Source organism: Pseudomonas sp. CDFA 610 (assembly GCF_021147865.1).
GTDB classification, from domain to species: Bacteria; Pseudomonadota; Gammaproteobacteria; order Pseudomonadales; family Pseudomonadaceae; genus Aquipseudomonas; species Aquipseudomonas alliivorans.
The window spans coordinates 208,956-229,695 of sequence record NZ_JAGTPM010000008.1 but is presented as its reverse complement, the minus strand read 5'-3'; the positions used below and the strand labels follow the sequence as shown (position 1 = coordinate 229,695).

Annotated in this window: 14 protein-coding genes, 1 tRNA gene and 2 pseudogenes; 9 read left to right on the top strand and 8 right to left on the bottom strand. The window is 57.9% G+C overall.

The features are described from left to right. Positions 1–6 precede the first annotated feature (6 nt). From KDX39_RS16795 to KDX39_RS16785, 3 genes are all read left to right on the top strand, one after another. Positions 7–1,203 carry a DUF6861 domain-containing protein gene (locus tag KDX39_RS16795; protein ID WP_231661132.1) on the top strand — a complete coding sequence of 399 codons (1,197 nt, stop codon included), beginning with the start codon at positions 7–9 and terminating at the stop codon, positions 1,201–1,203. A gap of 10 nt (positions 1,204–1,213) precedes the next feature. Continuing rightward, the gene (locus KDX39_RS16790) at positions 1,214–1,660 is read left to right on the top strand and encodes a hypothetical protein (RefSeq protein ID WP_231661131.1); all 447 of its coding nucleotides are present in this window, start codon (positions 1,214–1,216) and stop codon (positions 1,658–1,660) included. A 222-nt stretch (positions 1,661–1,882) separates the two neighbouring features. Next, the gene (locus KDX39_RS16785; protein ID WP_231661130.1) at positions 1,883–2,860 is read left to right on the top strand and encodes a DNA replication terminus site-binding protein; all 978 of its coding nucleotides are present in this window, start codon (positions 1,883–1,885) and stop codon (positions 2,858–2,860) included. A gap of 433 nt (positions 2,861–3,293) precedes the next feature. Here the strand turns inward: KDX39_RS16785 and KDX39_RS26670 are convergent, their stop codons facing one another. Both KDX39_RS26670 and KDX39_RS26665 read right to left on the bottom strand, forming a co-directional pair. Then, positions 3,294–4,079 (bottom strand): methyl-accepting chemotaxis protein, encoded by a 786-nt coding sequence (locus KDX39_RS26670; protein ID WP_371682135.1) that lies wholly within the window; start codon positions 4,077–4,079, stop codon positions 3,294–3,296. Between the two features lie 120 nt (positions 4,080–4,199). Continuing rightward, positions 4,200–5,174 (bottom strand): annotated as a pseudogene (locus tag KDX39_RS26665) (cache domain-containing protein); the annotation flags it as partial. A gap of 372 nt (positions 5,175–5,546) precedes the next feature. On the opposite strand from KDX39_RS26665, the pseudogene KDX39_RS26660 reads away from it, so the two are divergent. Beyond that, a pseudogene (locus KDX39_RS26660) lies at positions 5,547–6,566 on the top strand (methyl-accepting chemotaxis protein); the annotation flags it as partial. Beyond that, positions 6,552–7,469: a methyl-accepting chemotaxis protein gene (locus KDX39_RS26655; protein ID WP_371321835.1), complete on the top strand. Its 918-nt coding sequence runs from the start codon at positions 6,552–6,554 to the stop codon at positions 7,467–7,469. The pseudogene KDX39_RS26660 and the gene KDX39_RS26655, both read left to right, overlap by 15 nt. Positions 7,470–7,551: 82 nt before the next feature. Here KDX39_RS26655 and KDX39_RS16770 read toward each other — a convergent pair. Together KDX39_RS16770 and KDX39_RS16765 are read right to left on the bottom strand one after the other, a co-directional pair. After that, positions 7,552–7,626: transfer RNA gene (locus KDX39_RS16770), tRNA-Phe, on the bottom strand. A gap of 184 nt (positions 7,627–7,810) precedes the next feature. Then, a complete protein-coding gene (locus tag KDX39_RS16765) occupies positions 7,811–8,431 on the bottom strand; it encodes a hypothetical protein (protein WP_231661127.1) in 621 nt (206 codons plus the stop codon). Between the two features lie 214 nt (positions 8,432–8,645). Here KDX39_RS16765 and KDX39_RS16760 point away from each other — a divergent pair, with 214 nt between their 5' ends. Genes KDX39_RS16760 through KDX39_RS16750 form a run of 3 tightly spaced genes read left to right on the top strand, consistent with a single transcriptional unit; the run spans position 8,646 to position 11,160 of the window. Next, complete coding sequence (locus KDX39_RS16760; protein WP_231661126.1) at positions 8,646–9,644, top strand: glycosyltransferase family 2 protein; 999 nt, start codon at positions 8,646–8,648, stop codon at positions 9,642–9,644. Continuing rightward, on the top strand, positions 9,634–9,810 hold the full coding sequence (locus KDX39_RS16755; protein WP_231661125.1) for a hypothetical protein: 177 nt from the start codon (positions 9,634–9,636) through the stop codon (positions 9,808–9,810). The genes KDX39_RS16760 and KDX39_RS16755 overlap by 11 nt, the downstream gene beginning before the upstream one ends. 3 nt (positions 9,811–9,813) lie before the next feature. Further along, on the top strand, positions 9,814–11,160 hold the full coding sequence (locus tag KDX39_RS16750) for a DUF7657 domain-containing protein (RefSeq protein ID WP_231661124.1): 1,347 nt from the start codon (positions 9,814–9,816) through the stop codon (positions 11,158–11,160). On the opposite strand, the gene KDX39_RS16745 is transcribed toward KDX39_RS16750, so the two are convergent. From KDX39_RS16745 to KDX39_RS16730, 4 genes are all read right to left on the bottom strand, one after another. After that, positions 11,157–15,530 (bottom strand): glycosyltransferase, encoded by a 4,374-nt coding sequence (locus KDX39_RS16745; protein WP_231661123.1) that lies wholly within the window; start codon positions 15,528–15,530, stop codon positions 11,157–11,159. The genes KDX39_RS16750 and KDX39_RS16745 overlap by 4 nt on opposite strands. Continuing rightward, on the bottom strand, positions 15,527–16,888 hold the full coding sequence (locus KDX39_RS16740; RefSeq protein ID WP_231661122.1) for an ABC transporter ATP-binding protein: 1,362 nt from the start codon (positions 16,886–16,888) through the stop codon (positions 15,527–15,529). Before KDX39_RS16740 ends, KDX39_RS16745 begins: the two co-directional genes overlap by 4 nt. Beyond that, positions 16,878–17,708, bottom strand: a complete 831-nt coding sequence (locus KDX39_RS16735) for an ABC transporter permease (RefSeq protein WP_442964550.1) — start codon at positions 17,706–17,708, stop codon at positions 16,878–16,880. Before KDX39_RS16735 ends, KDX39_RS16740 begins: the two co-directional genes overlap by 11 nt. 420 nt (positions 17,709–18,128) lie before the next feature. After that, positions 18,129–18,893 carry an SDR family NAD(P)-dependent oxidoreductase gene (locus tag KDX39_RS16730; RefSeq protein ID WP_099226752.1) on the bottom strand — a complete coding sequence of 255 codons (765 nt, stop codon included), beginning with the start codon at positions 18,891–18,893 and terminating at the stop codon, positions 18,129–18,131. A gap of 480 nt (positions 18,894–19,373) precedes the next feature. Between KDX39_RS16730 and KDX39_RS16725 the strand changes: the two genes are divergently transcribed. Then, the gene (locus KDX39_RS16725; RefSeq protein WP_231661121.1) at positions 19,374–20,642 is read left to right on the top strand and encodes an OprD family porin; all 1,269 of its coding nucleotides are present in this window, start codon (positions 19,374–19,376) and stop codon (positions 20,640–20,642) included. Positions 20,643–20,740: the final 98 nt, after the last annotated feature.

Sequence of the window (20,740 nt, the reverse complement as noted above, 5' to 3'; positions counted from 1 at the left end):
AAATGAATGTTTTTGAGAGGCATCGTACCGTCATGGTTTGACATAGAAAACCGCATCACTCATGCGATGGGCTATCAGGGAGGCGCAACTTATCGCACATACTCGAACGAACGAGTCGATTCCATTGGGCTCAAGATTCGCCGCGTCAGTAGCGTCAGGACCGCGTTCATCCATGCTGAATGGGAAGCAGGCCGCGTATTGAGGCAACGCTACGCAGATCTCGACATTTCCAGCGTTCTGAACGATCTGATAGATGCCGTGAGTCAAATGGCAATGATCGTCGCAGGTAGCGTGTTGACGGGCGCAACCGTCGGTGCAGGCTTCGGAGCTTTCTTCGGCGGCGTTGGCGCGGTTCCATTGGGTGTTGCGGGCGCAGCAATGGGATTGCAGGTCAGCACCTGGATACTCGGCATGCTCGGTCTTGAATCTATCGCCGAGTTCTTCGTCGACGGCTTACCGAAGATTGCTGAGCACTACGTGAGAGGCATCAAAGCCGCATGGAACGGACCTCGCGGCGAGCCCGGCTTGAGTCCTTTCATTCAGGATGATCCTTATGCTCAACAGAGTGCGACTCATCACATCGCCTTAGGACATGTTGAAGTCGTGACTCTGCTTCTGGGTGCCATCGTAGCCTACCTCACGCGAGGCAGAGGGAACGCGACAGTCCTCGCGCAGGAAATGCGGGGCAGTCCCAAGGGCGCGCGTTTAGGTCAGTGGATGCTGGAGCATGAAGATGCCCTGAGAAAAAGACCTGAATTTCAAGGGCGGAATTCCGGCAAAGGTACGTTCGAGGATCAGAAGCCCTACTCACCTTCCATCGAGTCGCTTTCGGATAAACGCCTTGATGCCAAAAGGGCTGAAAAGGTGATACCCAGCCCCACAAGCCCAACTTATAAAGAACTCCAAGGGTTGAACAAGGATTTCCAAGCACACCATATTCTGCCTCAATACTTGGGCAAAATGCTGGGTTATACAAAGAACGATATGCTGGACCATCCAGCAACCTTAATTACACAATACAGCCACACCGGCAAAATCAACCCAGAAGCGATGCACAAGGCAATAAGTAAATATTTACCGCCTCTGGCTGGTGGGAAACCGGCAAGCTATACTGCTGAGCAAATAAATCTTGGACTGCGCAAAGCCTACGAAGAAATCGGAAGGCCTGAGCTATTTGAATCAATAAGACATCTGATCAGGTAGGTATTCAAACATGCGTGAAAAACAAGTTTACGACCTGACGCTTGGTGATCTGGCCTACAGCGGCATATGGGTTTTCCCTATGGACGACTCAGTAGAAGACGAGCTTACTGTACGTCCTCTTTCTGAAACCGAGTCAAGCGTTGACTCTCAAATTATCGTCCGCGCCCATTTTACAGGCAGGGACGGAAGCCATTACTTGGGCTATTTGTACTGGGATGGCGACGAAAGCGTAGAGTACTTGAAGCCAGTGATTCTTCTTGATGACAGCACAGCGGTGTCATTCTGGAACGGCATCATGAAGCCTTCCTGGGATGAGTATCCAGAACAAGCGAAGGCAGTGAGAAGCGCGCTCCCTCTCACCTACACATCAGAAGCTTTTTCTAAATTGCCAGCAATAGCAGGCACGCTGACCGGGCTTGCTTATCTGGACGACGAAAAAATTGCCTGGATAAAATAACCGTAAGCATTAGTCAGGAAAATATTTATTCCGCTAGCGCATCGCCTGCACCTAACATGCGATGCGTAATCCTTATACTGCATAAACCAAATACTATGTTGTACGTGTTAACACGTCTGCTGTTAATCACCGGCCCAACATTAAAAACACAGTGACCTACGAATTGCATCCTTAAGCACACGCGCTACACTGGGGGTGGTATTAAATTTTTCGGAGATCACTATGTACGTCGATATAACGACTGTCCACGCCCGTCTGGTCAGTCAGATAACGGCATTCAATCAGATGTGGCCTCAGTGGGTGGTTCATGGGCAGGTGTGGCAGTTGCCGGTGCTGGCGCAGCAGAAGGCGCTGGATCTGATTGAGGTGCAGCCGCTGGAGGGTCAGGCGGCGATTGAGGCGACGGTGCGGGCGATGTCGTTGTTCGAGCGGCTTCCCGGTCAGGCGCCGGGGACGGTGATGCGGTTGCCGGGTTATTTTGCGTTGAGCCGCAGTGTGTTGCCTTGGGTGAAGGAGATCAATCAGCTCAAGGATGACTTGATGGCGGCGATCGAGCAGACGCGGATCGAGCTCAATCTGGCGACCACGGCGCGGTCGAAGATTCTGCGTCAGGCGCTGGGGCCGATGTTCAGCATGAAGCAGTTGGGGCGTCACACGCAGGTGTTCGATATCTGCCCTCGCCTGATCGTGTTCACCTGGGCCGGACACACGACGGGCGGCGAGCGGGTGGCGGTGAGCAAGGTTCGGGAGTTGTTGAGCAAGGCAGCCGAGCAGCAGGCTTCAAAAGACCGAGTGGCTATCGAGCAGACTTCGGCGGGTGCCGAGTTGCGGCGGATCGTCAATCTGTCGGATCAGGCCAGTCTCATCAAGTACAAGAAAGTGGCTCCGCATCCCAGGGCGATGGTGTATTTCTCGGCCAGCTCCCGTTACGACGCCATGATCCACAGCAACCTGCCGATGTTCGTGCTGGCCGGTGAGGAGCCCATCGACGTGCATGAGCTTCGTCACTTCAACCGGAATACGCGCCAGGCCGAGCGGCCTGACAAGAAGCCGCGCATTGAGGTGATCCCGCGCATGAATCTGTTTTTGAACCCGGATGATCTGGTGGGTCAGCGCAAGTCGGCTGCTGTAGTCAGCAAGCCGAGCCCGGTGGCGTCGACGTACTCGGACCGCAATCAAAACAAGGCGGATGAAGCGTAAACCCGCAGGCGACTCCTGCCATGAAACCAATCACTGTCTGGCAGGAGCGGGTAACAAAAGAAGATGACGGTTATTAATCTGCTCATTCAATAAACATAAAAATCCGACGAACAGTGATTGCTTTTCTGAACATTGAACAGTTTTGAACGAACATGTCTGTAATAACCGGTTTGTCTCTACAACTGCATTTGACGGATTGAGCAAAACTCATTTAAACGCGTCCGGGAAAATTTTTAAAAGTCAGACTTTTCAAACCATTAATTGCCTTCACGAATAACGTCAAACATTCCTCAACAACCCCTGACATTCACCCAGATGTGACCCGATAACAATCAGTGTCACACCTCATTTCCTTACAGAAAGTTATCAATACTAACCAACAAAAAAGGGCCGTCACATGGATGGCCCTTTTTTGTTTCAATGGCGGCTCGAGTTATATCTTGAAGCTGGCCACCAGTTGTTTCAAACGCCCGGCCTGCTGGGAAAGCGCGGCGCAATCCTTGAGGGTTTCGTTGAGGTTGGCAACGCCCTGCTGGTTGAGCGAGTTGATCTGGTTGATGTCGATGTTGAGCGTTTCCACCACGGCAGTCTGCTCTTCGGTCGCAGCGGCAACCGACTGGTTCATGCCGTCGATTTCGCCGATGCGGCGGGTCACGTCGCGCAGACGGTTGCCGGCCTGGTTGGCGACTTCGACGCTGCCCTGGCTGGAGGCCTGGCTCTCGTTCATGTTCACCACGGCGTCCTGCGAGCCGGTCTGCAGCTCGCCGATCATGTTGTGGATCTCGTCGGCAGACACCTGAGTACGGTGCGCAAGATTACGCACTTCATCGGCCACCACGGCAAAGCCACGACCGGCTTCACCGGCACGTGCAGCTTCGATGGCGGCGTTGAGGGCCAGCAGATTGGTCTGCTGCGAGATGCCTTTGATCACGTCCAGAATCTGCCCGATGTTGTCGGTGCTGGCGTTGAGCTGGGCAATCTGAGTGCAGGAATCGCTGATCTTGGTCGACAGTTCGCTCATGGCATGGATGGTTTTTTCCACTACCACCTGACCGTCTTCTGCCTGGGTGCGCGCTTCGCTGGCCTGGAGGGAGGCATCCGAGGCGTTGCGGGCGATTTCCTGGGTGGCAGCGCCCAGTTCGTTGATCGCTGCCGCGACGCTGTTGGTGCGCGCGCTCTGCTCATCGAAGCCGATGATCGAGGAGTTGGAAGACTGCACCACGCGCTGCGACAGGTCATGCACCTGCAGCGTGGCGGAGGACACTTCCACGATGGAGGCGTGAACGCGTTCGACGAACTGGTTGAACGAGCTGCCCAGATCGGCGAACTCATCGCGGCCCTGAATGCTCAGGCGGCGGGTCAGGTCACCCTCGCCCTGCGCGATGTCCTGCATGGCACGGCCCATATCGGTCAGCGGGCGCATGAGGGCACGAATCAGCAGGCTCAGCAGCATGGCAATCACGATCACTGCGATCAGGCCGGCAACGATGGCAGAACTGCGGAACTGGCTCAGTGGCGCGTACGCCTTGTCCTTGTCGATCGACAGACCAATGTACCAGTCAGCCGATGGCAGGCCGGTGATCGGGGTGAACGACAGAAGGCGTTGCTGGCCATTCAACGTGACCTCGCGCATACGCTTGTCCAGGCTCAGCGTCTGGCCGGGATAGATGTCCTTCAGGTTTTTCATGACCTGTTCCTTGTCGGGGCTGACGATCACCTGACCGTCACCGCTGACCAGAAACGCGTAGCCCATGCCGCCGAATTCCACCGAGTTGATGATCTTCACCAGCGTATCGAGGCTCAGGTCGCCGCCCGCGACACCGGCCAGCTGGCCGTTGATCTTGATCGGGCTGGCGATGGTCACGACCAGGCCGCCGACCGAGGCCAGATAGGGCGCGCTGATGATGGTCTTGCCAGCATCGACCGTCGATTTGTACCAAGGGCGCTGACGGGGATCGTAACCGGCGGGCATCTCGACGTCGGGACGCTGGGTGAAGGTGCCCTTGCTGTCGCCGACATAGGTGAACTGGAAGGTCGACACCAACGACGACTGGGAAACCAGCCCGCTCAGGTCAGAACCAACGCCTTGATAAGCCACGTCCTGGGTCAGGTTTTCCAGCACCAGAATGCGTCCGCTCAACCAGTTCTGCACGCTGCTGGCGGTCAGTTGTCCCGCCTGCCCCACTGAGGACTCGAGGTTCTGGTTAATGGTGGTGCGTTGCAGATAATCGTTGTAAAGCGTGAACAGAGCGAATGCCAGAACGACAACGCCCGATGCCGCCAGCAGAATTTTATGACGAAACTTCAAAGTCATTTCAAAGCATCTCTAAAGGTATAGGCAGGTCCGAAGACTCGGATAATGGGCCATACAAAGTTGTTTTCCATGAACACTCCATGTGTTCAAACTTCTACAGCCTTTTCACGGCACGAGCACAGGCAGCATTCTGGCGACTGTTTAATGACAGTGCCAAGCTGTTTCAATGTTCTCGAGGCGCCCTTTATAGCCGCGTCGGGCAACGAAAGAAAGCCTGTGAAAGGGGGACAGGCGGTTTTTGATTAATTGTATTTTTTAATTTCAGCTTGGCGAGATGCTGCCGATAGGGTCTGTATCCAATGCCTTGGCGGTCGTATTCACGTTAAATCCTCCAGAGCCCTTACTTTTTACAATGTTGTACCGGAGAACGTCATGAACAGCTGGTTCGCGAACATCAGCGTGAATATGAAGCTGGCCCTCGGATTCGGGCTTGTACTTGTTTTTACTGCCATTCTTGCGCTCACGGGATGGAGCAGCCTGAGTGGGCTGATCGACCGCAGCAACTGGATGAGTGACATCACCTCGCTCAACGCGCAGCTGACCAAGTTACGGGTAACACGCCTGCAATATATGGTGGCCGACGGCGATGAAAAGGTCGCCGAAACCGTTCAGGTCTCACTGGATGGCTTCAAGGCTTACCAGGAAAAGCTGCTGACCTCGTTCAAGAGCCCAGCGAACGTGAAAATGCTCGAGCAGTTGGGCGTGGTGATCGCTGATTATCAGAAATCCCTGAACAACATGCGCAGCGGTTACAAGACCAGCATCGCGTTGCGCAAGGATCTGACGGTTCATGCCACCAAGGTCACCGAGATGCTGGACCGGATTCTGGCCGACGTGAAGCAGCTGGATGCCACGGATGAAAACCGTTTCAACCAGTACGAGCTGATCGTCGGCGCCAAGGACGACCTGATGCAGGCACGCTACGAAGTCCGCGGTTACCTGACTGACATCTCGCCGGAAAACGAACAGTCTGCCGCAAGAAAGCTGGATAACGCGATCAAGAACCTCGATCAGTTGAAAGCCACGTTCGGCAGCACCCATGCCGACGCGCTCAAGCAACTGGAAACGTCCTTCCAGGCCTATCGCACGACCTTGCAGGCGTTCAAGGCGTCCAGCGGCGACATTGCCCAGGCGCGTAAGGAAATGACCACACAAGGGCAGGACATCGTCAAGCTCAGCGAGGCCATGTATCAGCTGCAACTGGATCGTCGCGACGCGGAAAGTGCTCAGGCCCGCAACATGCAGATCGGTTGCACCCTGCTGGCCATGATTCTGGGCATCATTGCCGCGGTGATCATCACGCGGCAGATCACCCGTCCTCTGCAGGAAACAATGGCAGTGGTCGACCGGATCGCATCGGGCGACCTGTCGCAGACCATGGTGGTGACCCGCAGGGACGAACTGGGCGTGCTGCAACAGGGCATCCAGCGCATGGGCACGACCTTGCGCCAACTGATTGGCGGTATCCGCGACAGCGTGGTGCAGATCGCCAGCGCCGCCGAGGAGTTGTCGGCAGTGACTGAACAGACCAGTGCCGGTGTAAACAGCCAGAAAGTCGAAACCGATCAGGTGGCGACTGCGATGCACGAAATGTCGGCCACGGTCGCAGAAGTGGCGCGCAACGCCGAACAGGCTTCCGAAGCCGCGTCGACCGCCGACAAGGAAGCACGCGCCGGGGATCAGGTGGTGAGTGAGGCCATCGGTCAGATCGAAAAACTGGCCGCCGAAGTGGTGCGTTCTTCCGACGCCATGACGTTGCTGGAGCAGGAAAGCGACAAGATCGGCAAAGTCATGGACGTGATCAAGGCGGTTGCCGAGCAGACCAATCTGCTCGCGCTCAACGCAGCCATCGAAGCCGCGCGCGCCGGGGAAGCCGGACGTGGGTTCGCGGTGGTCGCGGACGAAGTCCGTGGCCTTGCGCAACGCACCCAGCAGTCCACCGAGGAAATCGAGAATCTGGTCGCCGCGCTGCAGAACGGTACACGCCAGGTGTCCAGCATCATGCTCAGCAGCCGTGATCTGACGGTCAGCAGCGTGCAGCTCAGCCGCAAGGCCGGCACCTCGCTGAACAGCATCACGCAGACGGTTTCCAACATTCAGGCGATGAACCAGCAGATCGCGGCAGCCGCTGAAGAGCAGAGTGCAGTGGCCGAGGAAATCAGCCGCAGCATCATCAACGTTCGCGATGTGTCCGAACAGACCGCTTCAGCCAGTGAAGAAACCGCCGCCTCCAGCGTCGAACTTGCCCGCCTGGGCGGACAACTGCAGACGATGGTCAGTCACTTCAAGATTTGAGGCAGGCTGCAGAATGAATCAAGCCCGGCATGACCGGGCTTGATTGTTCAGGCGTGACAGGCACTGCCTGAAATGAAGAAGGTGCCCGGAGGTGTCCTCGACTCCACCGACCTCCGTAGTGTTTCATACGGCGCTCTGCCAACTGAGCTATCCGGGCAACATTTATCAACCGTGTCGTCAGAACATCATTCATCTGTTCGACCGTCTGATGGCTTCATTCTGCCGACCCGCCGGGATGGCGCATACTGTAAGAACTGTCAGTTTTTATACCGAATGCGCCGCCTGGCCACCGCGTTAATACCCGAACCGTTTCAGACTCGCATGTTCCGGACGAGCGCTCGTTAACGCGACAACCGCTTTACATATTCAGCCACCGCAATGTGATCAGCCTTTCTTTTACCGGCCTCTATAAACGCCCGGTAATAATCGCTTTCCATTATCAGATCAATGTCGTGCCTGATCTTCTTCTGTATCGAATACGGAATATCCGGTCCGTCATGATGCAGGGTGTAAGCGTTCTCGAGTACTTCAATCAAGCGGGAGCGAAACTTGTCCAGACCGCGTCCGCTGGCCACCCGCTTGTAGGTCGAAAGAAATAAGGTTTCACCGCGCCCCGGCCCTGGACGGGTCACGTAAGCCACGGCGCAAAGGCCGACCCCGCTACGCTTGCGCCAGTGCACGGCAGCGTGCTCGTCGAGCTGCAGCACGTCCTCGCGCCGCCACGCGTGGCCGCTGTGGAGCAAGTGGATGATGGCGGCGTTCAGCGCCCGGCGGGTACCGCTGTAGCGCAAGTCCGGAAAACGCGCATAGACCTGTACCTGTTTGTTCTTCAGGACACGAACAATCCAGACACGACCGCGGGCTTCGCGGGTAATGCCGCGTGGAACGCTATAGGTGACAGCTTCGACAGTTTTGTCGTAACACCTCAGACCTGAAATATCGATTTCAGACGATGTGTTCATGGGTAGTTTCGACTTGAAAGTTTAAAGACCTGACGCAGGAAGCATCATGAACCGAACCGGCAACGTACTGCCTGCGTCGTTAATTAAACGGACACTGTTTCATCAATGAACTTGCCAGACAGCGTTCAATTTTTTAACACCGTCTGGCTCTGGAACTTCGCCACCAACTGTACTTAACTGTAGTTAAGGTTTCCTGAGCAGTCAGGCCCATTTCATGATGGCGAATACGATCACCCTTGATGCATTGAAGGTTGCCGTAGTCATTCCTTGCTTCAACGTAAGAAAGCATATAAGTAACGTCATTACCGGCATCGGCAAGGAAGTCGACCGCATCTATGTGGTGGACGACTGCTGCCCCGAGCGCTCCGGCGAAGAGGTCGAGCAACACTGCCACGACGCACGCGTCGTCATTCTGTTCAACGCCGTCAATCTGGGGGTGGGCGGTGCAGTGATGGCTGGCTACGCGGCTGCGCTGGCTGACGGCATGGACGTCATCGTCAAGCTCGACGGTGACGGACAGATGGATCCGGCCCTGATTCCTGCCTTCGTCGTCCCTATCACTACAGGCGAAGCGGATTACACCAAGGGCAATCGCTTCTTCAATCTGGAAGAAATCAGCCGTATGCCGGGGCTGCGCATCTTTGGCAACGCGACCCTCTCCCTGCTCAATAAACTCTCTTCTGGGTACTGGGATCTGTTCGACCCGGCCAATGGCTACACCGCCATCCATCGAAACGTCGCCCGCCAGTTACCGATGGGCAAGATCAGCCAGCGTTATTTTTTCGAGAGCGACATGCTGTTCCGTCTGGGCACCCTGCGCGCCGTGGTGGTGGACATCCCGATGCACGCCCACTACGGCGACGAAGTCAGCAACCTCAGGGTGTCCCGCGTTTTTGGCGAATTCATTGGCAAGCATGCACGCAATCTGTTCAAGCGCCTGTTCTACAACTATTACCTGCGTGATATGTCACTGGCATCCTTCGAACTGCCGCTGGGCGTGTTGCTATTGATGTTCGGCAGCGTGTTCGGTGCGTTTCACTGGGTGCATGCCTCGCAGACCGGTGTCGCCAATTCGGCGGGGACGGTGATGGTCTCGGCGCTGCCCGTTCTGGTGGGCATCCAGTTGATTCTGGCCTTCATTGGTCATGACGTGCAGGCGGTTCCCAGACGCCCCATTCACCTCCAGAACAAGTACCTGAACAGTGGCGCCTGACCGGGGGGTGTATCTGGCGGCCCTGCTCTGTGTGCTGGGGATTTCCGTCGGGCAGATGCTGTTCAAGGTCACTGCGCGCACTTATGACAGAAGCGGCGACCTGCTCGACCCCATCATGCTGACCTGGTTCTTTCTCTCCCTGGCGCTTTACAAGCGCAAGGACTGACCATTGATCAAGCTCATCATCCTGACGGCCTTGCTGGCTATCGCCATCAGTTTCATTCGCACCACCTGGATAACGCGGACAGTCAGCACCGGATTGAAGATCAGGATGAGCGAACCGACTGCCTTCAGCCTCTGTGTCGTATTTTTATTCCTGCTGCTCACGGCATTGGGTCTGACGGGATCGTCACTGAATCTGGGGCTGCGCAATACGCCGTTCGTGGACGCCGACATGACACGGATCTGGGGCCACGAGCGCCCGATTCGCAGTGACGAATGGCTGGTGCTGACGCCCATGGCCATCGCCCAGCACAACCATACGCCGCGCTATCCGGTGCTCAATACGTCGCTGGGGCTGGACGGACAGAACATGCTGATCGTGGGGATGGCGGGCGTGCCGGTGGCGCATGTATCAGCACTGGCCAAACCGGCGACCTGGGGATTCTTTATCCTGGACCTGAAACGAGCACTGGCCTGGTACTGGTGGTTTCCGCCATTCGGTTGTTTTCTGGCGCTGGCTCACCTGCTGAACGCACTGACGCCGGGCCGCTGGCGACAGGGCTTTCTGTTTGCCCTGCTGTTTGTCGCCGCGCCTTATGTAGTGGCCTGGTCGTTCTGGCCAGCGTATGCCGTGCATTTCCCCTGCGTGGCGTTGTTATGTCTGCTGAAGATCATCAACACCCGCAACACACGGGCCCTGTTGCCACTCGGTGTGCTGGCCGGACTTGCACTGGCAGGCTTTGTGTTGCTGCTGTATCCACCCTGGCAGGTCTCGGTGGGCTGCGTGTTCATTGCGCTGCTGACCGGTGTGATGCTGCGCGGCCGGTTATACCGGCGCATCAGACTCGAGCATTTTCTGGCCATTCTGCTGGCGGTGCTGATCGCTGGCATCCTGCTGGTGAGTTGGTGGCTGAGCGCGCAGGAAGCCATCCACGCCATGGTGCGCACGGTGTACCCTGGGCAGCGCCATATTGAAGTGGGCGGCAATGTGCCCTGGCACATGCTTTTCAAGGGCTACACAAATCTCACAGCGTTGGCCTTCATCGAGCACTCGACAGTCAACCAAAGTGAAATAGCCTCGTTTTACTATTACCTGCTGCCTCTCGCCGCGCTGTTTTTGTTACGCGCCAGGCAGCGGGCGCTGGGCGCGTCAGACATGACCGTGCCGCATCCGGACATGGTGACGGTGCTGATCAACTTTCAGACCCAGGATTTCAATAAGACGGGTGCGAGCCTGGTTCTTGCGCCTGACAGCGACCAGCCACAGCTAAGCCTCAACCCGACGCTGGCGCTGCACCACAGCGAAAAAGGCTGGTCATGGTTCAGAGTCAACGCAGCGCCCGGACCGCGTTAGTCAGAAACACGCGGAGGCCAGGCCAGCCCGAAATCAATGTCGTCCAGCGTCAGGTTGGGGTTGTAGGCATAGTCGCTTCTGATCTTCGGCCAGCGCCGGGCCATATAGGCCACTTCGTTGTCGAAGCGCTGCTGTTTTTCCGGCGAGTCCTCGAAACCGCGAGTAGCCGATTCGTAGTGATACAACTCGGCATACGGCGTCCAGACGTTGACGTAGCCCGCCTCCCGAACACGCAGGCAAAAGTCGACATCGTTGAAGGCGATTCTCAGGTTGACCTCGTCAAGCCCGCCGACCTGCTCGAACACTGATTTCTTGATCACCAGACAGGCCGCCGTCACCGCAGAAAACTCCTGAATCAGCACGGCGCGGGCGAAATAGCCGTGTTGACCTCGGGGCAGAAACTTGTGTGCATGGTTGGCGATGCCGCCTATCCCCAGAACCACCCCGCCATGCTGCAGGCGATCATCGGGAAACCACAACCGCGCGCCCACCGCCCCGACGCCAGGTTGCAACGCCAGCGAGACCATCTCACCCAGCCAGTCCGGCGAAATGACCTCTACATCGTTGTTGATCAACCCGATCACTTGGCCGTGAGCCTGGCTGACCGCCAGATTGTTCAAGGCTGAATAATTGAATGGTCGGTCGTCCCGAAGGACGCGGATATCGGTTTGCTGACCGATCTGTGCGAAATACGCCAGCGATTCGGCTTCGTCCGAGCCGTTATCGATCACGATGATTTCATAATGCGGGTACGTGGTCAGGCGCTGGATGCTGTCGATGCATTGCTTGAGCAAGGCCCAGGCATTGCGTGTCGGGATGATCAGGCTTACCAACGGTGCCGGCTCTGGCAGCGCGTAATGCACCCGGTACATACCAAATGGCAACAACTCGACCTCGCCCTTGCGTCCGGTGCGATGCAGATGATCCTCCAACGCCTTGACCGCAGCATGGACAGCGTACGGTTTCTCATCCGACGCAACGGCAGTGCTGCCTGCATGGATACGCCAGTGATAAAGCACACGCGGAATGTGGACGATCTGCGCAGGGCCGAGTTTTTCCGTACAGCGCAATGCGAGATCGTAATCCTGTGAACCTTCGAACCCTGCTCTGAAACGGCCCACGCGATTGACCAGGTCGCGCTGATAGACGCCCAGGTGAGAGATCATGTTCTGAGAACGGAATAGAAAGGCGTTCCAGTCGGACTTGAAGTACGGCGCACTTCGGTCCCCACGCTGATCAATCTTGTCTTCGTCCGAATAGATCACCCCGACATCGGGATTAAGGACGATAGTGCGAGCCACCCAGTACAAGGCGTGCTCCGGCAGCAGGTCATCATGGTCCATGAGCGCGATGTATCGCCCACGGGCAAGGTCCAGGGCTGAATTACTGGCCGCCGAGATATGACCGTTCTCGCTGCGCACCACGACTTTTATCTGTGGGCTCTGACGCTGCACTTTCCTGAGAAGGTCGTGTACGGCAGGTTGCCGGGAAGCGTCGTCGGCGATGCACAATTCCCAGTGCGGATAAACCTGCTGCCTGATGCTGTCGATGGCCTCGCGAAGCATATCCGGCGGCGGATCGAAGACCGGCATGATGACCGAGATAAGCGGAGGATTTTCCCAGTTGCCGACCTCTTCCAGCATGGCGTGACGAGCGCTGTCACTCAACGTGTCATAGCGTTTGATCCACGCCGCGTAGTCATGACGGTCAGGTACTTCGTTTTCAGAGGCCAAAGTAGCCTGACCGGTCGCATGCCCCACCGCGTTGAACCAGCGCAAGCGCTCCATGAGGCCACGCACACCCTCCTCACGAAATACCATTGCAGCGCGCCGAGTGGTGGCCTGGAAGCCACCGCCGCGGCGAATCAACGCCGGCAGGCGCCGCGAAGCCTTTGCCAGGCGATGTGTGGTCAACACCGTGTGCCGAATCGGCGCAGCCAGCCTGCGGCTGTAGGAATTTTCCAGCTCGTGGATGCGCAGATTCAACTGATGGATGCGCGTGTCCTTTTCACGTTGCAACTCAAGCAGGGCATGTTGCAGTTGCCTGATCAGGTCCTCACGTTCGCGCAGGTCATGTCCATTTCCCTGCAACAACCGTTCGACGGTCTGGATGGTGCCGATCTCGCCTTCGATCACATGCCTCTCGATCAACTGCGTGGCGTTGTCCAGCTCACTGACCCGCCGCGTCAGCGCCTGAATCTGTTCGGACAGGGGCTGTACGGCCGTGCGCAACGAAGTTTCGTGCTGTTGACTCCAATTGAGCCCCTGACTGATGCGGCGGGCGATGACTTCATCGGTGTATAGCACCAGATCGAGCGTCAGGATCAGGTCGCGAATGTCACCACGTGACGACAGGGTGACGGGCAGTTGCAGATACGGATCATCGTCAAGACTGACGAACAGCAGAGAAGAGCCGATGCGCTCCACCTCTTGCAGACCTGACGCCGAAGGCAGCATCGCAGTCTGGCCATCCCACTGCCAGATCACTGCCTGATCCTTTTCGATCCGCAGGTTGTCCAGCGAAAACGTCATGCGCCGGTCGACCGGATCGAGCCGCAGTGATCGAGGTCGGGTTTCAATGCCGCTCAGCGAAAAACGAAGGTGCTGATGTCCGGGCAGCACTTCGAGGCTCAGGGCTGCCTCTTCCCTGAAGTTGCCGACTTCATCGCTGTAGTAAAGCCGGGCCTGTATTTTGGATTCGGTCGGCGACACCCGTTGATTGATGATCCGGTCCGCCTCCCAGTTCAGAAACCGACTGGCGTCAAGACCGGTCACGAACGCCTGGAAATGTGCTTCCTGTTCGATGAAGGCGTCCAGTTGTGCCGGTGTGATTTCCAGCCCTGCATGAAACAGCGTCTCGGTGACGAACTGACGGCGCGTCAGCGGCATCACGCTGCTACAGAAGGGCGTGGCACTGGCGATGAGCAGCAACAGCGCACGTATCAACAGGTGTCCCAACTCGATACCGGCTGCGGCTTCCCATTCGATGTCGATCAGCGTGGGCCGGCCCTCGGCGTCGAGGATGATGTTCTGCGGCACCGCATCGATGAACGCGCCAGGCAGGCGCTCATCCAGACGTTGCAACGACAAGTCGTGGCCCTGCCCCGCCAGCAGGTCCTTCAACGCCAGGCAATAGCGCGCCACGAATGCACCGAATTGTCTGACGGTCCAGTTGGGCGTGCTGGCGATCTCAAGAAACTGCTGGCTGAGCACTCGGCCGCGTCGATAGGGATCGACACGCGAGAGCACATGGCGAAAGTCCTTGTGGGGTGTACCGTCCGTGCGCAGCGGCTCGTGCCGCACCTCGATGTCGTCCGGTGTTTCGATGAACAGGGTCTGCTTGCAGTAGCCGGGCTTTCGGCTGACGTTGTAGTGCCCCGCCAGCAGGTTCGGCATGGTGAGCGGCGTCAGCGAACAAGACGCGGCGATCAGAAACGAGTTGGCCAGATCCATGCCCAGCCCGTTATCCACCACTACAGGCCACACGCGCTCCAGATTGAACAGCGTGGCCCCCGGCAGTTGTGGATCCTTGCGCACGTTCTGCCACAGCAGCGCAGCGGCGTCGAAGTCCGGATGTTCAAAGCCGCGCTGGGTGACGATGGAATTGGGCAGTTTGTAATCCGGCGCGGGAAACAGAAACTCAGAGCGGCTGAAGCCGGCCTGTTCGAGCAGATGCGTCAGGCGCTTGCGACCGAACGTCTGCGGGCCGTTTGCCGGATAACGCCCTTCGACGCCCGCCATCGGCGTTCCCAGATGATCCTCTGGTGCACCGGCGAAATACTTCAGGCCCAACTGGTTTTCAATGGCCAGTAATAAAACCCCATCGGGCTCCAGCAGTTCGCGGACCCTGACCAGCATGTCCAGCGCCGGATCATCGCCCTGATCGAACAGACTGGCGTACTCAAGCACGCCGATCAGGGTGATCACATCGAAGCGCTGCGGCGACTGGAACTGTTCGAAACGTTCGGCAATCAACGTGACATTGTCCAGGTCACGTGTCCGGCTGGCCGCGATCCGGGCTCGGCGCGGGCTGCCTTCAAGGCTCAGCACCGTGGCACCGCACTCGCCCAGATAACGGCTGATCGCCCCACAACCGGCGCCTATTTCAAGCACCCTGCCTGTCAGGCAATGCTCGAAGGGACGCAACAGATTGCTCCGTGCGCGGCCCAGATGATAAAGCGATACCCAGTCGGTGCAGTGCCGGCCCAGTTCGGTTGAAAGCACGCTCAGGTCTTGCGCCTGGCGCACGATGTCGGCCAGACGTTCTTCATGCTCATCGCCATCGCTGTACGCCAGCCCTTTGTAATCAGGACGCGCCCACACGCCCGTACGCCGGTCCAGACGGTATCCGCTCTGCTCAAGATGACTCATTTAGGCTGTTCCTGATCGAAGTCCATGATGAGGGCCAGATCGACCAGCCCGAACAGCGTGGGGGTCGGGGCCACAACAATGTGAATGGCGTCGTAGCGACGATCATGGGGAACGATCTCTTCGCCCTCGCGAGAGGCAACGCCCAGAGAAATGAAGTAATCACCTGCTGCCAGCCGGTTCCTGAAACGCAGACACGCCCTGAGTTGCGAACCCGCCTCGTAGAATTGCCGGCTGGCCACGCACTCCAGCAGCCAGGAATTGCTGCCATAGACTGTGACGCCTTCCTTGGTCTTGACCGTGAAGCCCAGCACCGGATGGCTGACCAGTCGATTGAAACGGATCGCCACCTGCAACAGCACCTCGGCGCCCGGCTCGATACTGAGTGGAAACTCGCGCCCTTCAACAGCCAGGTTAAAGTCCGTCAGCATGGCCGCACCATCGCCCCAACGGTATTCATGCGGATTGAAACCGGGGCGCGACTCGAAGGCATCCTGCTCGAAATTCAGCATCGGTCTCTGAGTGCGAGCGGTGGGCTGTTGCGGGCAAAGCTCCTGTGCGACAGGGCTCGGCGATGCCTGCGCCACATGGCGTTCACGGCCGAACAGAATGTCCATGTAGCGGTTGACGACAGCACGCGGGGCGCCGCTCATTTCCACCCGGCCACCTTCCAGCAGAATCGCCCGGTTGCAATGAGTAACCACCTGTTCGCTGGCATGCGTGACCAGCAGGATGCTGGTGCCGTTCTGTTTGAGTTGTCGCAACCGCTCGAAGCACTTGGCCTGAAATTTCGCATCGCCGACCGACAGCGCTTCATCGACGATCAGAATCTGCGGATCGACCTGTGCCTGCACAGCAAACGCCAGGCGCACCGCCATGCCGCTGGAGTAGGTTTTGACCGGCTGGTCGATGAAGTCGCCGATGTCGGCAAAGCCTGCAATGGCGCTGAAGCGCTGATCGACTTCGTCGCGGCTAAGCCCCAGCACCGAGGCGTTCAGATAGACGTTCTCCCGGCCGGTGAATTCGGGGTTGAAACCTGACCCCAGTTCCAGCAAGGCTGCAACACGGCCCTGAATCTGAACCGAGCCACCGGTCGGCCGCAGGATGCCGCAGATGATTTGCAGCAGCGTCGATTTGCCTGAACCGTTGCGACCGACCAGCCCGACGGTTTCACCGCGCCGCACCTCGAAATCGACATTGCGCAGCGCCCAGAACGCCTGCCCATAGGTCGTCACCGGCATGAGCAACCGACGCTGCACCCTCGGCACGAGCGAGTGCAAGACCCGATCCACGGGCCGGTCATAGCTGTAATAGCATTTGGAAATATCACGGACGCTGATCGCGATTTCGTCAGAGGACATCGGCAAACCCCTTGCGGGCTGTCTGAAAGATACCGAAGCCTGCTGCAGCGATCGCAAGGGCGATCAGCATTGCCAGCGCCATGCTTTGCCAGTCCGGCCAGTTTCCGAACAGCAGCACATTGCGGCTTTCTTCGATGATGTAGGTCAGCGGGTTGAGCTTCAGCCAGGGCTGGTAGACCGCTGGCAAGGCGGCCACCGGATACAGTACCGGCGAGAGGAACAGCAACACGGTGGTCAGCACGCCGATGACCTGGCTCACATCGCGCAGGTACACGCCCAGCGCGGCCAGCAACCAGCTGAAGCCCAGAGTGGCTATGCCCAACGGCAGCAGCACCAGCGGAAACAGCAATGCCGTCCAGTACAGGGTGTGAGTCAGAATGAACTGCGCCAGCAGCAGTACGACAAGGCTGGTGCCTGTATGAAAAATGGCCGAGCCCAGCGCTACGACTGGCAGTATCTCCAGAGGAAAGACCACTTTCTTCACGAAACTGCCGTTGCTCATGATCAGCGACGGCGCTCGGTTCGCACATTCGGCAAACAGGCCATGCACGATCATGCCCACGAACAGCAGGATGGCAAAACCACCCTTGCTGGGGTCCTGCCCGACCCAGCGGGCCTGGAAAACTTCGGAGAACACGAAGGTGTACACCGCAAGCATCAGCACCGGGTTGAAGAACGACCAGGCGATACCGATCACCGAACCACGATATCGGCCAATGACTTCGCGCCGGGTCATGGTGATGATCAATTGTCGGTGACGCCACAGGCTGCGCAGCATATCCAGAGGACCGGCAGCTGGCGCCAGATGAGCGCTCAACATGATGGCTCCTGCATTTCGGGCGGAGGATCAAAGCAATGGAGAATTCAGATCGCCACGAGCATGGCTACCGCCCCTGAGACAGACTCACAGGCGTAAAACGCAACGAAGGGTTCGAGGCGTCGGAAAGCATCAGGGCAGACAGTTCGCGCGAGGCATTTCCGAAAATCAGTGTGGCAGCCAATGCGCGAGTCAGACGTGTCGGGCGATGGATGGTTGCAAGTGTTTCATCAGGTTGACGGCAGCGCTTCGTGTTTGTCGCAGGCAAACATCGACTTATCAAACGCCTGTCTTTTGAAGCGCCGACATCTGTGTCTGCCCGGCGGGCGTGGGCGCGCTTGGCCGCCTCCCACAGTCCGGTGTCTGCTGCACGACTGCGCTGCACCGGAATGTGGTGGGGCCATTACGCTTTGACTGCCCTGATCAAGCCTGCGGCGGCTGTCCGTTGGAAGCCGACAGACCGCCATCCACCGGCAGGTTGACGCCCGTGACAAAGCGCGCATCGTCGCTGGCCAGGAAGGCAATCACATCGCCAATGTCTTCAGGCTCGGCAGGGCGGCCCAGCGCGATGCGTTCCTTGAACTTGGCCATCAGCGCGGCGTTGTCCATCATGTCGTCGGTCAGCTCACTGCGCGTCAGCGACGGGCACACCGCGTTGACCCGCACACCGTCGGCGCCGTGGTCCAGCGCGAGCGCGCGGGTAAAGTTGGTGATCGCGCCTTTGGCCGCGTTGTAGAAACTCATGCCCCAGTCTCCGCCCATACCGGACACCGACGATACGTTGACGATGTTGCCCTTGCTGACGATCAACGCAGGCATCGCACTGCGGGTGCAATAAAAGACGCCGTCCAGGTCCACCGACATCAGCTCTTTCCAGTCCTGCACTTCAAGTTCAGTGACCTTGCCGGACTTCACGATGCCCGCATTGTTGACCAGCACGTCCAGGCGGCCGAAGTGACTGGCGACTTCCTTGAACAGCGCCTCGACATCGCTCAGATCCGCCACGTCGGCAGCCCTGACCAGGTGCCCTTCGCCCTCCAGTTGCGCGTGTACTTTTTTCAATTTCTCTTCGTTGCGGCCGACGAGCACCACGCTGGCCCCTTCCCTGGCAAAACGCTTAGCGGTGGCTTCGCCGATTCCGGAACCGGCGCCTGTGACCACAACGACTTTCTGGGTGAAACGATTCATTGAAAATGCTCCGAAAAAGTGAATACGTGTCTGGTGGACTGTGAGGCCCCCGGCCGCGTTCACTCTCATTCACGTGAGGCACTTTCAGGCCCTCTGAAACGGTCGATATTCGACTAATCGTGCGTTGACAAACCCCACGCACCCTGTAAATAATCGGCGAAGTTGTACGACAACCTATGACGCCAAAACAATAAAAACAAAGCCGGGGCCCATCACATGAAGACTCGCGTCCGTATGCCCGCTCTACCTTGCGTAACCCTCTGGATCGCCGTCGCCGCGGCAACGTTCTATCCTCTCGCAGCACCCCAAGACACACGTGTTTTATAGATTTCGCTGACTGTCAGCGGACGGTACCCGGCTGTCTTTCGGCCGGGGCCATGCCTGGAAACAGGCATCACATAATCCTCGTCGGTGTCGGCTCTTGCCTGTGCAAGGCCAGAAAAGAGGACAGTTACGTTAAACCAAGGGAGCACAACAATAATGACATCTCACACCACCCGTTCGCGCATCCTGCTGGGCGTTGGCAGCATGACGCTGCTTTGCCCGATGATGAGCATGGCCGAAGGCTTCGTGGACGACACCAAGGCCACGCTCAACCTGCGTAACGCCTATTTCAACCGCAACTTCACCAACCCCGCGTTTCCCAATAGTGCAGCCCCGCAGAGCAAGGCTGAGGAATGGACGCAAAGCTTCATCCTCGACGCCAAGTCGGGCTTCACTCAAGGCACGGTCGGGTTTGGTGTCGACGTGCTGGGGCTGTATTCGATCAAGCTCGATGGCGGTCGCGGCACGGGCGGCACGCAACTGTTGCCGATCCACAGCGACGGTCGTCCGGCAGATGATTTCGGTCGTCTGGGCGTGGCGGGCAAGGCACGTTTTTCCAAGACCGAACTGAAGGTCGGCGAATGGATGCCGGTGCTGCCGATCCTGCGTTCCGATGACGGCCGCTCACTGCCGCAGACCTTCCAGGGCGGACAGATCACGTCCAAGGAAATCGACGGCCTGACGCTGTATGGCGGTCAGTTCCGTGGCAACAGCCCGCGTAACGATGCCAGCATGGAAGACATGTCCATGAACGGTCGCGGAGCCTTCACGTCCGACCGCTTCAACTTTGGCGGCGGTGAATACGTCTTCAACGAAAAACGCACCCAGGTCGGCGTCTGGTACTCGGAACTGCAGGACATCTACCAGCAGCAGTTCTTCAACCTGCTGCACAGCCAGACCTTCGGGGACTGGACCCTGGGCGCGAATCTGGGCTACTTCATCGGCAAGGAAGACGGCAACAAGCTGGCCGGCGATCTGGACAACAAGACCGCCTATGCCCTGCTCTCGGCCCGTTACGGCGGCAGCACCTTCTATGTCGGCCTGCAGAAACTCAGCGGCGACACGGCCTGGATGCGCGTAAACGGCACCAGCGGCGGCACACTGGCCAACGACAGTTACAACTCCAGCTACGACAACGCCAAGGAAAAATCCTGGCAACTGCGTCACGACTATAATTTCGCCGTACTGGGTGTGCCCGGTCTGACCCTGATGAACCGCTACATCAGTGGCGATAACGTGCACACCGGCGCTATCACCGACGGCAAGGAGTGGGGCCGGGAGTCGGAACTGGCATACACCGTACAAAGCGGTACGTTCAAGAACCTGAACGTCAAATGGCGTAACTCCAGCTTGCGACGCGACTTCAGCGCCAACGAGTTCGATGAAAACCGCGTCTTCATCAGCTACCCGCTGTCGTTGCTCTGATGCATCAGACCAGGCCCTTCCGCTGGGTGGGCCTGGTCATGCGCAGGCGTCTGAGCGGCGGTTGACCAGCCGACGACTTAATACTTTGGACGCGTTGA